The sequence below is a fragment of the Bacillota bacterium genome, from assembly GCA_030705925.1.
Lineage (GTDB): Bacteria > Bacillota > Clostridia > Oscillospirales > Feifaniaceae > JAUZPM01.
This window is the reverse complement of the sequence record JAUZPM010000054.1, coordinates 1-14,955: the sequence shown is the minus strand read 5'-3', so window position 1 is coordinate 14,955 and position 14,955 is coordinate 1. Positions and strand designations below refer to the sequence as shown.

Genomic DNA, 14,955 nt, shown 5'->3' with positions numbered 1-14,955 from the left:
TAAAGGTGCCCGCCGCCGCTTTGAATATGTTGGATGTAAAAACGGAGTTACAATAGTTGACGATTATGCACATCATCCTTCTGAAATAAAAGCAACGCTTACTGCCGCGGCTTCTATGGGATATAAGAAAACGATATGCATATTCCAACCGCATACCTATTCACGCACGCATTTGCTTTTTAATGATTTTACTAAAGCGCTCACAGGGTGTGATACTTGCCTTCTAGTCGACATTTATGCCGCACGGGAGAAGAATACTATGGGCATTTCGTCTAATGATCTGGCTTTAAAAATGGGCAATGCTGTCTATTGCGGCGGATTTGAAAATGCCGTTGAATATTTAAGGCAGCACGCCGAAGATGGAACTCTGGTAATTACAATGGGGGCAGGCGACATTTATAAAGTTGGACAAATGTTCCTTAAAAGTAAATAAAAATTAACAAATTATATTTTGACATAAGCAAAAGTTGGATATAAAATGGTCAAAGTATTATTTTTCTTTAGACCATTTATTATTTATTAGGAGAAGAAAGCATGGAGTTTATTGAAATTATCAAAGCGTTCATTCTTGGTATCATCGAAGGAATAACCGAATGGCTTCCAATCAGCAGTACAGGTCATATGATTTTGGCTGATGAATTCATCAAGCTTAATGTTACTGCCGCATTTAAAGAGATGTTCCTTGTTGTAATACAGCTTGGTGCAATAATGGCCGTTGTAGTTTTATACCTACATAAGTTAAATCCTTTTTCCTCAAAAAAGTCTCCTGCGGAACGCAAAGAAACCTTTGTTCTTTGGTACAAAGTTCTTATTGCATGTGTCCCTGCAGGAATAATAGGCGTATTGTTCAATGATAAAATTGATGAACTGTTTTACAATTATAAAACAGTCTCAGTAACGCTTATATTCTATGGTTTATTATTTATACTTATCGAAAATGGCAGAAAAGGAAAACCAAAAATCAATTCGATTTCACAATTATCATATAAAACAGCTTTGATAATAGGAATTTTTCAGATACTGTCATTGATACCAGGCACCTCCCGTTCGGGCGCTACTATTATAGGGGCCATGCTTATAGGTACATCAAGATATATTGCGGCTGAGTTTTCGTTCTTTCTTTCAATTCCAGTTATGTTTGGTGCAAGCGCGGTTAAGATATTAAAATTCGGGTTTAATTTTACCGGATTGGAACTAGCAATACTACTAACAGGCATGATTACTGCTTTTATAGTATCTATTCTTGCAATCCGCTTTTTAATGGGCTATATCAAAAAACACGATTTCAAAGCATTCGGCTATTATCGCATAATTCTAGGTTTGATCGTCCTTGTATATTTTCTTGTAAGATAATTAAGTCAATTATGTATTGACAATTCAATTATAAAACAGGACTACGCAAAAGCTTAGTCCTGTTTTATAATTTATATCCAAACAAAAAACTGTCTTTCCGCAACAAATAACAGAAAGACAGTTTTTTTAAATATAAGTAATTAAATTACTTAAGTTCTACCTTTGCGCCAGCATCTTCAAGTTTCTTCTTCAGTTCTTCAGCTTCGTCTTTGCCAACGTTCTCTTTTACAGGCTTCGGAGCTCCGTCAACTAAATCTTTAGCTTCTTTTAAGCCAAGGCCGGTAACTTCGCGAACAACCTTGATAACGTTAAGCTTTGAAGCGCCAACTTCAGCAAGAACAACTGTGAACTCAGTCTTTTCTTCAGCAGCAGGAGCAGCAGCAGCAGGAGCAGCAGCAACTGCAACAGGAGCAGCAGCTGAAACACCAAACTCCTCTTCGAGAGCTTTAACAAGCTCGGATAATTCAAGAACGGTAAGTGCTTTAACATCTTCAATTAACTTTGTAACTTTTTCAGACATTGTAATTTCCTCCATATAATTTTCAATTTAATTTCATTAATTATTGATTTGCAGCTTTCTTCTCAGCAATAGCATTCAAAGCGCACGCAAGCCCTCTTAAGTTGCCGTTTAAAACGTTTACAAACCCCGAAATTGGAGCATTGAAACCGGCCAAAACCATAGAAATGAGCACTTCTTTGGCAGGCAGTTTAGAAAGCTCTTTGATTTGGCTGACTGATACAACTTTGCCCTCAACAAATCCGGCTTTTATCTGGAAATTGTCATGCTTGCCGGCATATTCAGCAATAACCTTTGCCGGTGCAACTAAATCTGAGCTTGAAATAGCAAGAGCAGTTGTTCCATTCAGTATATCATCAAGGCCTTCAATACCAGCATCTTTCAGCGCAAGCTTTGTAAGTGTGTTTTTAACTACAGCGTATTCAACATTTTCACTTCTAAGCTTACGGCGAAGAGCAGTATCATCAGAAACTGTGATACCCTTGTAATCGACAAAAACGCCTGTTTTAGCCGCTTTGATTTTTTCAGCAAGATCAGAGACTATCTTTTTCTTCTCGTCTAGAATTTTTTCGCTTGGCATAAATTCACCTCCACTCCTGAACTGACCCAAAGTAAAATAAAAAACGCGCCTTCGAGAAAGAAGGCGCGTAATTATTACAAAATATTATTGTAAATCATACGGCATCTTCCTCGGCAGGTATGTTTAAGCTTTAAAGCACCTGCTGTCTTTGGATCAGATGACTGTGATATATTAACATATTAACCCTGGCTTGTCAAGGTTATGCTTCAAATTTACCTGAGTTAATCTTGATGCCAGGTCCCATTGTAGATGCAATTACACAACTTTTAATGTACTGGCCTTTTGTAGCTGCAGGTCTTGCCTTTATTACTGCACTCATTAATGTGCCAAGGTTTTCAGAAAGTTTTTCAATTCCGAACGAAACCTTACCAACTGGGCAGTGAATAATGTTTGTCTTATCAAGACGATATTCGATCTTACCGGCTTTAATATCATGGATAGCCTTAGTAACATCCATAGTAACGGTTCCTGCCTTAGGGTTAGGCATTAAGCCTTTAGGTCCAAGCACTTTACCAAGGCGGCCAACAACGCCCATCATATCAGGTGTTGCGACAACAATATCAAAATCAAACCAGTTTTCACCGGTTATTTTGGCAACAAGCTCTTCTGCACCGACATAGTCAGCACCACCTGCTTCAGCCTCTTTTGCCTTATCGCCTTTTGCAAATACAAGAACTCTGACTTTTTTGCCGGTTCCGTGTGGCAGAACAACAGCGCCTCTTACCTGCTGGTCAGCGTGACGTGAGTCAACACCGAGTTTTATATGCACTTCAACCGTTTCATCAAACTTAGCCTTAGCGGTTTTGCATACTAGATCCAGCGCTTCGGAGGGGTCATATTGTTTTAACTTTTCAATCAGCTTTGCGCTTTCTTGATATTTCTTTCCTCTATTCACAATTTTCCTCCTTCGTGGTTAGCGGAATACTCCTCCCACTTATTAGCCATAAAATATTAGCGCTATGGCGTACTGCGCTTTCTTACTGCTCTACAGTGATGCCCATGCTTCTTGCCGTTCCGGCAATCATAGACATGGCAGTTTCAATGGTTGCTGCATTCAGATCAGGCATTTTCTGTTCAGCAATCTTTTTTAACTGCTCTTTTGTCAGTTTACCGACTTTGTTCTTATTAGGTGTGCCGGAAGCTGTTTCAATGCCAATCGCTTTTTTGATAAGCACTGCAGCCGGCGGAGTCTTTGTAATGAAAGAAAAAGATCTGTCGGCATATACTGTGATAACAACAGGGATAATGTAACCAATATCGCCTTTTGTTCTTTCGTTAAATTCTTTAGTAAATGCCATAATATTAACGCCATGCTGACCAAGTGCAGGTCCAACCGGCGGTGCTGGTGTTGCCTTTCCTGCCGGAATCTGAAGCTTGATATAACCTACTACTTTCTGAGCCATGTTTACACCTCCTTAATGCAAATGTGGTATGGCGGAAAGACTTATGCCCTTCCTCCCACTATAACAGCGATTTACGCTATCATACAATTGGATCGATCTGTTCCAGGTTGAGTTCAACCGGCATTTCACGGCCGAACATAGAAACCATAACTCTGACTTTTTTGCTGTCCGGACTGATTGCCTCAACGTATCCGCTATTTCCGGCAAGAGGTCCGCTGTTAACCTTTACGTTATCACCTACAGCAAAGCGAATGTCAAATGAGCGTTTTTCAACGCCCAGCTCCGCAACCTCCTCTTCAGTCAGAGGAACGGGTTTAGAAGCAGGGCCAACGAATCCGGTAACGCCGCGCACATTGCGGACGATATACCATGTTTCGTCGTTCATAACCATCTTCACAAGCACATAGCCCGGGAAAATCTTCTTTTCAACCTCTTTTGATTTATTGTTTTCTTTTAATTCAACAACAATCTCAGTCGGAACCTTGACATCGGGGATAAGCTCCTGGAGCTTACGGTTTTCAACGATTTTTTCAAGGTTTGTCTTAACCTTGTTTTCATAGCCTGAATAGGTATGCACTACATACCATTTCGCATCAGACATATAGGCACACCTCCGTTAAAAATGTCATCATCATTTAATTATTAAGCCTATAAGCGCTGCAAGTCCGGCATCAAATAATCCGATAAAGGCAGATACTATAACAATGGAAACAATAACTACCCAAGTGTTGGTTTTGACCTGTTTCCATGGGGACCAGACAACCTTTTTCATCTCGGATCTTGTTTCGCGAAACCATCTGTTTAATCTTTCTCCAAGTGAGGGGCCCTTTTTCTTTGGCTTTTCGGCTTTTACTGGCGTATTTTCTGCCATCTTATTTCCTCCTCTTTAAAGTAACCCACATCAGGATTACTTCGTCTCCTTATGAAGGGTATGCTTCTTGCAGAATCTGCAGTATTTGTTCATTTCGAGACGGTCGGGATCATTTTTCTTGTTCTTCATCGTGTCGTAATTTCTTTGATTACATTCGCTGCACGCAAGAGTAATTTTTGTTCTCATTTCTTGCACCTCCTAATTTCGAAAACCCTTATAGTTTCCTTCCTCAGTTAGAATTTTGCACATAAAAAAAGACCTAAACAGAGGTATAATGGATTCTATCACATTATTATGCAAAAATCAAGCTTTTTTACAATATTTATGATTTGAATCCTCATAGGGGTTTTAGTTGACTTATATACTGTATTATTATACAATATATCCGTTACAATGTAAACAATGACTTGGAGAAGACATGAATAATATTAAAATAATGATGGCAACTATGGGTCTTGGACTCGGCGGTGCCGAAACTCATATAGTTGAATTGTCAAAAGCTTTAAAATCACGCGGTTTTGATGTCTGCATATGTTCAAATGGCGGTGTATATACAAAAACGCTTGCAGATGCCGGAATCCGCCACTATCAGGCTCCGATGCACGTGCGCAGTATACCGTGCATGATCAAATCGTTTTTTAAGCTTTACCACGCCGTCCTGCGGGAAAAACCTGATATAATTCACGCCCATGCGCGCATTCCTGCTTTTTTATCTTCTATAGTTTGTTTTTTAACCAATACTCCTATGGTGACAACAGCTCATTTTAATTTTGCAACAGTTGGCGGGCTCAGATTTTTGTCCCGCTGGGGTAAACGTTCAATCGCGGTAAGCAACGACCTTAAAAACTATCTTACCCAAAATTACAATGTTAAACCAGAGAATATTATAGTTACGGTAAACGGAATCAATACTGAGACATTCAGCCCGTCAGTAAGCGATTTTGATGTTAGAAATGAATTCAATATTCCAAAAGACGCAAAATGTATTGTTACTGTCAGCAGAATGGACAAAAATGCCTGCCTTGCGGCATTCCGTCTGCTTGACTGTGCTGATGAACTCTATAATTTCGATGACCACCTAAGAATAGTCGTAGTAGGAAGCGGAGATTCACTTGAAGATATAAAATCAAGAGCAAGTGAGATCAATTCAAGGCTTGGCATTGATTTTGTAATAGTAGTCGGTGGCAGAACAGATATCAAAAACTTTTGCGCCCTCTCAAGCGTCTTTGTCGGCGTTTCCCGTGCCGCTCTTGAGGCTATGTCCTGTGAAAAACCAGTTGTTCTTGCCGGCAATCAGGGCTTTTTGGGTCTTTACACTAGGGACAAGCTCAAAGATTGTATCGCTACGAATTTTACCTGCCGTGGTTTTGGGGAAACAACTAAAGATTTGCTGCTTGAAGAAATCAAAAAAGCACTTGCGTTGTCTGACGATTCTTTGCACGAAGTCACAGCTTTTTCGAGAAAAACGGTAATCGACCGGTATTCAGTCGAAAAGATGGTCGATGATGCGTATAATACTTATCGCGACGTTTTATCCTCAAAAAAAATAGATTTTCTTATATGCGGTTACTACGGATATCATAACGCCGGAGACGAGGCACTGCTTAAAGCTGTTATCCGAAACCTTAAGTCACACCGACCAGATCTTAATATAGCAGTTCTGCTTAGGAAAAATGCTAACTCAATAGACCTTGGAAATGTAAAAAAATATAACCGTTTCAGTTTAATATCAATTCTTAAAGTTTTGCCTCGAACATCAGTTATGATTTTCGGCGGTGGAAACCTTATACAGGATGCGACTAGTACAAAATCTCTTATTTATTACATAGAATTATTAAGGCTTGCAAAATTATTTGGGCTTAAAACGATGCTCTATGCAAATGGAATTGGCCCTGTAACTGTTAACAGCAACAAAAAACGCGTACAGTCTATCTTAAATAGTGTAGACATAATTACGCTTCGTGAAAATCAGTCGTATGCCCTGCTGAAGGATTTTGGTGTTACAAAGCCGGATATTCGCATTACGGCAGATGAAGTCTTCACTTTGTTTTCTAAAATCTCGCTTACAGATAATAAGTTTTCTTACATTAATATACCTCAAAAGCCTTATATTGTCGTATCTTTGCGTAATTGGAAAACTGCCGATAAACACTTTGAAGAAAAGTTTGCTGAATTTTTTGAAAAGCTTGTTGAAAAATATGGTTATGAACTTGTATTCATGCCGATGCAGGATTTTGAGGACAGCGATATTTGCGTTAGAATAAAGAACAGACTTAGCTTCAAAAGCAGAATCTTCAGCGGTCTTTCAATTGAAGAGATGATGTATCTTATTTCAAAAAGCGTCTTCGTGGTAGGTATGAGACTTCATGCACTTATTTTTGCAACCGGCGTTGCCGTGCCGTCCATTGCTGTTGTATACGATCCTAAAGTTGAAGGATTTTTGGATTTTATTGATATTCCAAGCTTTATCAGATGCGAAAATATTGAAATCAACAAACTTTTGTGTTTTGCTGATAACATAGTGCAAAACAACGAAAAAATACGTTCAGAGCTCGCATTAGCTTCAAAGACTCTTCAAAGTGCAGCCGCAAAAAATGCTGCCGCCGCAATAAGTTTATTAAATGGGGAGATTGATAAGTGAGAATAATGGGCGTTGATTTTGGTGATGCAAGGACAGGCATCGCCATGTCTGATATTAACGGTTTTCTCGCCAGCCCTCTTGTTACCATATACGAAAATGGACTTACTAGAACTGCAGAAGAAGTTGCCCGTCTTGCCGCAGAACACTCTGTTAAAAAGATCGTTGTAGGTCTTCCTAAAAATATGGACGGAAGCAGCGGCTCGCGTGTTGAGAAAACTTATCTTTTCTGTGAAGAACTTAAAAAACGTTTTACCGGTGAAATAATCACATCAGATGAACGCCGGACAACAGTTTATGCGTCTAATATATTAAATGAAACAAACACGCGCGGCAAAAAAAGAAAGCAAAGCATCGATCAGCTTGCCGCTGTTCTAATTCTTCAGACTTACCTTGATAGCACAAAATTGTAAAAAAAATCCGCGGTCATCCGCGGATTTTTTGTAGGTATAAAGATTTATTATGAAGACTTGAATTATAATTAAATAGATCCTTTTTTGTATTTTCCCTGCTTACATCGCTATTATATAAGCCAGGTAAATAAAAATCATTTGGGTAATACTTGTAACTTTTTGTTTTGTTGTACCCATTACTATATTTAATAATGCCCCACTTGCCGTTAGACTCAGTCCATGCCAGACCCTCGTTAAAATCGCTTATATAATCATAATCGAACGGCAATGCTTCGTTTCCGCTTATATCAATTATCCCAAATCTCGCATTATTTACGACGGCAGCAAGACTATTTTCAACATCATAAACAAGATCATATTTAATAGGTACTACACGTTTTCCAGTCTTGTCTATAAAACCCCATTTTCCGTTTTCATACCCCCCCAGTTCAACCGCGGCTAAGCCTTCGCTGAAATTGCCCGCGTCATTATATTTTGGATATATAACCAACTTGCCCTGATCATTAACAAAACCACATTTACCACCAAGTTCGACATTGAACATGCCTTCGTTATGTCCAATCACATAATATTTCGGATCAATTACAGCTTTCCCGTTTTTGTTGATAACGCTCTCTTCATAATTCATAGAGGCAATAGCATATCCGTCCTGAAATCCGCTTACAAAATCATATTTTGCAGGAACTACTAAATTTCCCGTTTTATCGATAAAACCGAATTTCCCATCGTAATCTTTTCCTATTCTTACGGCGGCAAGTCCTTCAGAAAAAACATATGCATAGCTAAACTGCGGAGGAATAATTTCATTTCCGGTCTTGTCTATATAACCATACTTTCCCTTTAATTTTACTACCGCAAGACCCTCTGAAAAATTGCCTACACGGTCATATTTTAAAGGAATAACTTCGTTCCCGTTACCATCTATAAAACCGCTTTTACCGTTAAGCGTCACAGCACATAAACCATCAGAAAAATAAGTAACATTATCATATTTCGGGGCAACTACCTCTTTGCCTGTTTTGTCAACAAATCCCCATTTCATATCTTCATCTATATAATTCCCTTTGGCAACTGCCGCCAATCCTTCTGAGAAGTAATCTACATAGTCATAAATTAAAGGAACGATCACATTACCTTCTTTGTCAATAAATCCGCCCTTCTGTTCACTATCCCCAACATACACTCCCGCCAAGCCTTCACTATAGAAATCAGCATAATCATATTGGGGAGAGACAACTTCTTTGCCTGCCGTATCAACAAAACCATACTTTCCATCTTTACTGACACAAGCCATCCCTTCAGAAAATCCAAGGGTATCATCATAGTCAAGAATAGGCTTTACAATAGTTGTGATTGCATTATTCGTCGCACTTGCCGGTAAAGCTGTAATAATTAATACCATGCAGATAATGATTGCAAAAAAACCTTTTTGATTTCTCATTTAAATCCTCCAAACTTTTACTCAATATTTTTATATATTTACATATTAATAAAAATATATCATTATAGGAAATATTTTTCAAGTTTTAATCGGGTTTTTTTAGCAATTCACTTATTCCTGTAATCATAACAAGAAGTGCGAAAATTTTTCTAAGAAGTGCGGGGTCTGTTCTAAGTGCTATAAGGCTCGCAGCATAAGCAGTTATAATTCCGCTTGCAGCAGTTAATGCTGCAGTTTTTTTTTCAATATTATGCTCTTTTAAATGTATAAAGAGTGCGGCGGCTGCAGTCGGAAGAAAATATAATAGATTGATTCCCTGAGCTTTTTGCTGCCCAAAGCCAAAAAAAGAAACTAATAAAATTATTAATAGGCTGCCACCGCCTATTCCCATACCGCTGAGTACACCTGTAATTGCAGAAGTCAATGCAAGCAGTATATTATCCATGGCAAAACATCCTTATTGAAGAAAATATCAGAAACGCTGCAAACGCATAATGAAGTATCCTTTTAGGGATTTTTCTCAAAAAAAATGCACCCGCAGCCCCGCCAATTGCACCTGCTGCCATAAATGTCCATGCATCGTTTATGCATGCCGCCCCGTTCATTACATAAGGAACTGCGCTAACAATACTTAATAAAAAAGTTACTGCTATCGCAGTCGCATGCGCTTTTTTTATTTCTAGGTCAGCCACGCGTTTTAAAAGTGGCACAAGAATAAGGCCTGCCCCACCGCCGAAGAAACCATTTACAGCACCTGAAACAATACCTATGAAAATTAATTTCATCCAAACAAGTTTTCTTTTTTCCATGTTAGAAGTGTTTGCTAGTACGACATATTTTATGTAAAAGTCAAATATAAAAAAAACAGGCATTAAAACCTGTTTTCGAAACTCAACTATTAAAATATATAATATCAAAAGGATTTTTACATTCTTTCACTAGCAAAGTTTTAATGACAGTCAATCAGTATCTTAATGTCGTAACCGTTAAGATGCAAAATTCCTTCAATATTGCATTCCGCAAATATTTCATGGTAACATCTGTCAAGTGAAATATCAATTGGTTCTGGATTAAAATTCATCAAAAATAAATATTCGTTAATCCCATCAGATCGTTTTTGCACATTAACTCCCTCAGGAGTTGGGAAATCTACAGATTTTAACTTGTTTTCTATTACAAGTTTTGTATAAAAATCATCTAGGAAAACATGTTCACCACGAAATGCAATATAATATGCATAACCATCGCCCACTTTATTTACTGTAAGTGCCGGTCTTCCTGCATAAAAATCTTTTTCGTAAGTTCCAATTATCTCGGCTGTTTCAGAATGTATTAAATCGCAGTAAGTATCTGCTTCATATACCTGTCCATTTATATTTACAGCGTTTTTTTCTATATCGTATAGGGTATCTACCTCTTCTGACCGTATTCCTAAAAGTTTTCTAAGTTGACTAGGAAAACCTTCGAGAAAGCAAAGATTATTTTCGTTTACTATGCCGCTATAGTAAGTAGTCACAAGCATTCCGCCTGATTCTACAAAATGTTCCATCCTTCTAGCTACATCCGGTTTAAGCATATATAAAACAGGCGCAACAATCAGCTTGTATTTAGAAAAGTCTTTTTCTGATGATATAACGTCGACTGATACACTGTTTTTCCATAGAGATTGATAATGTCTTAAAACTTCTTGCTTATAGTTCTTCAGATCATTTCTAAGCCCGTAAATTGAATCCTGTGCCCATTCATTCTCTATATCGTAAATGACCGCCGCATTAGCCTTAGTTACAGTTCCTGTTGTGCTGTCCAATTTTTTCAAGACTTGTCCAACTTCCGTTACGTCTTGAAAAACACCATGTCCGCAATGTTCGGCAACTGCCCCATGAGCTACAGCCTGCAAGGATGACAACATATGCATACCAGGTCTTTTAAGTTTGCAGGTACGCATCCATTTAGTCATGCTAGGCGTGCTTTCCATAAGCATAAACGGCTTTCCATCCTTAAGTGCCCTTATAAAATCATATGTAAAAGCAGTGTTGCAAGCTGTTTTCCAATCCGGCTGTTCGTAATGCCCTGCCGGGTAAGTATCAATTGAGACAACGTCAAGCTCTTTTGCAAATTTCGTATAATCAAGATTTCTGCAAGATCCTTGCAGCAAATTTGTAGTTACCGGAATATTAGGCGTAAACTTTTTTATAGCTGATATTTCAGACTTCATAAAATCGACTGTCTGATCTGTAACAAAACGTTTCCAGTCAATCGAAAGACCATGTATACTATTCTCCCCGTTTGGAGCTGGCGATTCTATTTCGTTCCAATCGGAATATTTGTGATTCCAAAAATTCGTCCACCATTCATGATTTAATTTGTCTAAGTCACCATTATATTTAATTTTTAACCAATTTCTAAAAGCCTCTTGACATAAATCGCAGTGACATTCTCCACAATATTCATTCGATATGTGCCATGCAATAAGTGCAGGGTGATTTCTATAATGCTGAGCCAATAAAGAATCTATTTGAATTGTTTTTTTCCTATATACAGGAGAAGTATAGCAATAATTATGTCCCCCACCATAAAGGTTTCGCACAAGATTTGACTGAACTCTCAAGACTTCTGGATACTTTTTTGCCAACCATGCTGGTCTTGCTCCACTTGGCGTAGCAAGTATTACATTTACGCCATCTTCATATAATTTATCTATTATTTTATCAAGCCATGAGACTTCAAATTTAGTTTCCTCTGGTTCTAATGCTGACCACGCGAAAATTCCGACTAACATCACATTGCAGCCGGAAAGCTTCATAAGGCGTATATCCCCATCAACAATTTCAGGCATTTGAATCCATTGATCAGGATTATTCCCATCACCATGCAAAAAATGCGGATGCCTTTCACTTATTGGAGATAACTTAACCACTTTAAAATCCCTTCTTTGCGAAAGCATGAACGTAACTTCAGAATGTTTAAAAACTTCTAAGCCTGAGAAGCGGAAGCAAGTTCTCTCCGCCGTACTACGTGCAAAATTATATTTTGATTTTATTTAAGCATGATGCCAACCTGTTTAGTAAAACGCATTTTAATATTAATTAACGTATCAGCTAGCTAACTTAGCATAATTAAAGGAAATAACATAGTTTAAACACAAGGGATAAATCATATAAAAATTGCTTTGGCCTGTTCTAATTAAGTTCATCATTTTGATTTCAAAAGATTGTCCACTGTTGGTGCAGACAGATGACCATTAAAAACTACTAGTCATTCTGATGAATAGTTCTAAATGCATATATTATCTCTAATAAATTATCCATGCACCACATAGTATGGTGCATGGAGTTTATATTGCTATTCTTTTATAGAACCCATCATTACGCCTTTTACAAAATACCTTTGTGCAAATGGGTAGGCACATAATATAGGCAATGTTGCTACACAAATACTGCAGTATCTAACGACATCTTCCAAGAATATTGTTGCTGTCGTCTGACTGTCAGCCATTGTTCCAACTGCATTTCCGATTGAAGTGTTCTGAATTAGTATCTCACGTAAGAATAACTGCAAAGGCCATTTATTTCGGTCGCTCAAATACAGCATTGAGTTAAACCAGGCGTTCCATTCACCAACGGCATAATAAAGTGCAATAACTGCAAACGTTGCCTTGGTTACAGGAAATACAATTTTAAATAATATTGTAAGGTCATTTGCGCCATCGAGCTTAGCTGATTCCTCAAGAGATTCTGGAACTCTATTAAACGCTGTTTTCATAATAATCAAATTCCAAGTTGCAATAAGTGTAGGTATGATTATCGCAAAACGTGAATCATATAAACCTACGCTTTTTACAAGCAAAAAATCAGGAATCATTCCGCCGCCGAAATACATTGTAAATACAATCATTAATGTTATAAATCTTCTCATAATAAAGTCTTTACGAGAAAGAACATAGGCACCAATAGCTGTCATTATCATTTTTGTTATTGTTCCAATAATAACATAAAACAATGTATTGCCATATCCTATCCAAATATTCATATTATGAAATACAGCCTTATAACCTTCAAGCGAATATCCTTTAGGCCATAAGAGAGCGCCAGTATGTTGCGCAAGCTCATTAGGATTGCTGAATGAACCAAAGACAACATAAAGCATAGGATAGAGACATATAAAAGCAATCAAACCAAGAAAAATATAATTAAACGTATCAAAACAAATTTCACCAAAAGATCTTTTATGAACCATTTCTTCCTCCTTACCAAAGGCTTTCGTCGGTAGTCTTGCGTGCCAGCCAGTTGGCAAATACAAGAAGCATCAGGTTTACAACTGAATTAAACATACCAATAGCCGAACCATAGCTGAAATTAGTATCCTCTATACCTGCACGATAAACATATGTAGATATAATATCAGCCTTTTCATATATCAATGGACTATATAGCAAAAATACCTTTTCAAAACCAATGCTCATCAAGCTGCCTATCTGCATAATCAATTGAATAACTATAATTGGAACAAGAGTCGGGAAAGTAACATGAACCATTTGCTTAAATCTGCCCGCTCCGTCGATAACCGCGGCTTCATATAAGTTAGGATCAGCACCAGAAAGCGTTGCAAGATAAATAATGCTTCCCCAGCCTATACCCTGCCATACGCCGCTTCCGACATAAAGCGGTTGAAATAAATTAACTTTATCCAAAAGGTTTGACCTTGCAACTCCAAAGAAAGCTAACATATTGTTAAAAAGACCAGTTGAAGTTGAAAAATCACGAAGTATACCGCAAACAACAACCAACGATATAAAGTGTGGTAAATATGATAATGTTTGAAGTGTGCTCTTATAACGTTGCGCCTGAATCTCATTTAACAATAGTGCCAATATTATAGGCGCAGGAAATCCAAATACCAGCGACTGGAGATTGATCGTAATAGTATTACGTATTATTCTCCATGCAAAAGGACTTGAAAAGAAGTCAATAAATTGTTTAAAACCGACCCAATCGCTATGAAACAGTCCCCTTGCCGGTCGATAATTCTCAAATGAGATAACAAGCCCAGCCATAGGTAGATATTTAAACACGATATAATAGATAATTACCGGCAGCGCCATATAATATATCCATCTATGTTGTTTATAATTTTTTACTAATCGTTTACCAAAGGAATTACGATTATCTCCGCCTTTTGAAGCGGCATTATTAATAACTGTGGTCTGCATCCCAGAGGTCTGTATCCCAGTTTCTGTCATGTATTTCCTCCTGCCCGAAATGATAGGGCCGGCCTACGCAACCGTACACCGCGCGAACGATTTCCGTAAAGCCGGCCCTGAACTAAATTAGATTATTTTTTTCTATTTGTATAGGACTCGTATGCCTTCTGCATAATGCTTGTTGCTTGGTCAATGTTCATGCCTTTTATTGTTTGAACATATTTGTCATAATTAGAAAGTGGTTCAGCGCCAACAATAAACTTTAAGATCATTTCATTAGCATATGTGTTGACATCCTTCATGATTTCGCTTTTCTTTTCATTATCATCAGCATTTATAATCATTTTCGGGAACACAGCACTATGATCAACTTTAGGATCATCATTCCATTTATTCAGATAAGCAAGCATTCCGGGATCTGCAATATTTCCAGGCATACTAACGGCATCATCATCTCTATAACGTGAAAGCCCTGTATGTAAGCGTAATACATAGTCAACATCGCCGATCGGAACCGTAGGATTCTTTAACATATGATC

General features: G+C 37.9%; 18 protein-coding genes and 1 other annotated feature. Of the genes, 4 read left to right on the top strand and 14 right to left on the bottom strand.

Annotated elements, in window-relative coordinates; all coding sequences use genetic code 11:
* Positions 1 to 433, top strand: a 433-nt coding sequence (locus Q8865_08670; GenBank protein MDP4153491.1) for a cyanophycin synthetase, incomplete at its 5' end; no start/stop codon positions are given.
* Positions 434 to 534: 101 nt separating this feature from the next.
* Complete coding sequence (locus Q8865_08665; protein ID MDP4153490.1) at positions 535 to 1,353, top strand: undecaprenyl-diphosphate phosphatase; 819 nt, start codon at positions 535 to 537, stop codon at positions 1,351 to 1,353.
* 145 nt (positions 1,354 to 1,498) lie between these two features.
* Here Q8865_08665 and rplL read toward each other — a convergent pair whose 3' ends face one another.
* The 7 genes from rplL to rpmG form a co-directional block, all read right to left on the bottom strand.
* Entirely contained in the window at positions 1,499 to 1,873 is a 375-nt protein-coding gene (rplL, locus tag Q8865_08660) for a 50S ribosomal protein L7/L12 (protein ID MDP4153489.1), read from the bottom strand.
* A gap of 40 nt (positions 1,874 to 1,913) precedes the next feature.
* Entirely contained in the window at positions 1,914 to 2,450 is a 537-nt protein-coding gene (rplJ, locus tag Q8865_08655) for a 50S ribosomal protein L10 (protein MDP4153488.1), read from the bottom strand.
* Between the two features lie 28 nt (positions 2,451 to 2,478).
* Positions 2,479 to 2,620, bottom strand: a sequence feature (ribosomal protein L10 leader region).
* Between the two features lie 29 nt (positions 2,621 to 2,649).
* On the bottom strand, positions 2,650 to 3,345 hold the full coding sequence (gene rplA, locus Q8865_08650; protein ID MDP4153487.1) for a 50S ribosomal protein L1: 696 nt from the start codon (positions 3,343 to 3,345) through the stop codon (positions 2,650 to 2,652).
* Positions 3,346 to 3,427: 82 nt separating this feature from the next.
* Positions 3,428 to 3,853: a 50S ribosomal protein L11 gene (gene rplK, locus Q8865_08645; GenBank protein ID MDP4153486.1), complete on the bottom strand. Its 426-nt coding sequence runs from the start codon at positions 3,851 to 3,853 to the stop codon at positions 3,428 to 3,430.
* A 79-nt stretch (positions 3,854 to 3,932) separates the two neighbouring features.
* Positions 3,933 to 4,454, bottom strand: a complete 522-nt coding sequence (gene nusG / locus Q8865_08640) for a transcription termination/antitermination protein NusG (GenBank protein MDP4153485.1) — start codon at positions 4,452 to 4,454, stop codon at positions 3,933 to 3,935.
* Between the two features lie 30 nt (positions 4,455 to 4,484).
* The gene (secE, locus tag Q8865_08635) at positions 4,485 to 4,724 is read right to left on the bottom strand and encodes a preprotein translocase subunit SecE (protein ID MDP4153484.1); all 240 of its coding nucleotides are present in this window, start codon (positions 4,722 to 4,724) and stop codon (positions 4,485 to 4,487) included.
* Between the two features lie 36 nt (positions 4,725 to 4,760).
* Complete coding sequence (gene rpmG, locus Q8865_08630; protein MDP4153483.1) at positions 4,761 to 4,910, bottom strand: 50S ribosomal protein L33; 150 nt, start codon at positions 4,908 to 4,910, stop codon at positions 4,761 to 4,763.
* Positions 4,911 to 5,142: 232 nt separating this feature from the next.
* Here rpmG and csaB point away from each other — a divergent pair, with 232 nt between their 5' ends.
* Both csaB and ruvX read left to right on the top strand, forming a co-directional pair.
* Entirely contained in the window at positions 5,143 to 7,365 is a 2,223-nt protein-coding gene (gene csaB / locus Q8865_08625) for a polysaccharide pyruvyl transferase CsaB (protein ID MDP4153482.1), read from the top strand.
* Positions 7,362 to 7,775 (top strand): Holliday junction resolvase RuvX, encoded by a 414-nt coding sequence (gene ruvX / locus Q8865_08620; protein ID MDP4153481.1) that lies wholly within the window; start codon positions 7,362 to 7,364, stop codon positions 7,773 to 7,775. The genes csaB and ruvX overlap by 4 nt, the downstream gene beginning before the upstream one ends.
* A gap of 13 nt (positions 7,776 to 7,788) precedes the next feature.
* Here the strand turns inward: ruvX and Q8865_08615 are convergent, their stop codons facing one another.
* The 7 genes from Q8865_08615 to Q8865_08585 all read right to left on the bottom strand — a co-directional run.
* Positions 7,789 to 9,216, bottom strand: a complete 1,428-nt coding sequence (locus tag Q8865_08615; GenBank protein ID MDP4153480.1) for a WG repeat-containing protein — start codon at positions 9,214 to 9,216, stop codon at positions 7,789 to 7,791.
* 85 nt (positions 9,217 to 9,301) lie between these two features.
* Entirely contained in the window at positions 9,302 to 9,661 is a 360-nt protein-coding gene (locus Q8865_08610) for a sulfite exporter TauE/SafE family protein (protein ID MDP4153479.1), read from the bottom strand.
* Positions 9,654 to 10,133, bottom strand: coding sequence for a sulfite exporter TauE/SafE family protein (locus Q8865_08605; protein ID MDP4153478.1), 480 nt, complete (start codon positions 10,131 to 10,133; stop codon positions 9,654 to 9,656). Before Q8865_08605 ends, Q8865_08610 begins: the two co-directional genes overlap by 8 nt.
* A 32-nt stretch (positions 10,134 to 10,165) precedes the next feature.
* Entirely contained in the window at positions 10,166 to 12,133 is a 1,968-nt protein-coding gene (locus Q8865_08600; protein ID MDP4153477.1) for a beta-galactosidase, read from the bottom strand.
* 425 nt (positions 12,134 to 12,558) lie between these two features.
* Positions 12,559 to 13,452: a carbohydrate ABC transporter permease gene (locus Q8865_08595; GenBank protein MDP4153476.1), complete on the bottom strand. Its 894-nt coding sequence runs from the start codon at positions 13,450 to 13,452 to the stop codon at positions 12,559 to 12,561.
* A 10-nt stretch (positions 13,453 to 13,462) separates the two neighbouring features.
* Positions 13,463 to 14,455, bottom strand: coding sequence for an ABC transporter permease subunit (locus Q8865_08590; protein ID MDP4153475.1), 993 nt, complete (start codon positions 14,453 to 14,455; stop codon positions 13,463 to 13,465).
* A gap of 92 nt (positions 14,456 to 14,547) precedes the next feature.
* Positions 14,548 to 14,955: hypothetical protein (locus tag Q8865_08585; protein ID MDP4153474.1), on the bottom strand; the 408-nt coding region annotated here is incomplete at its 5' end.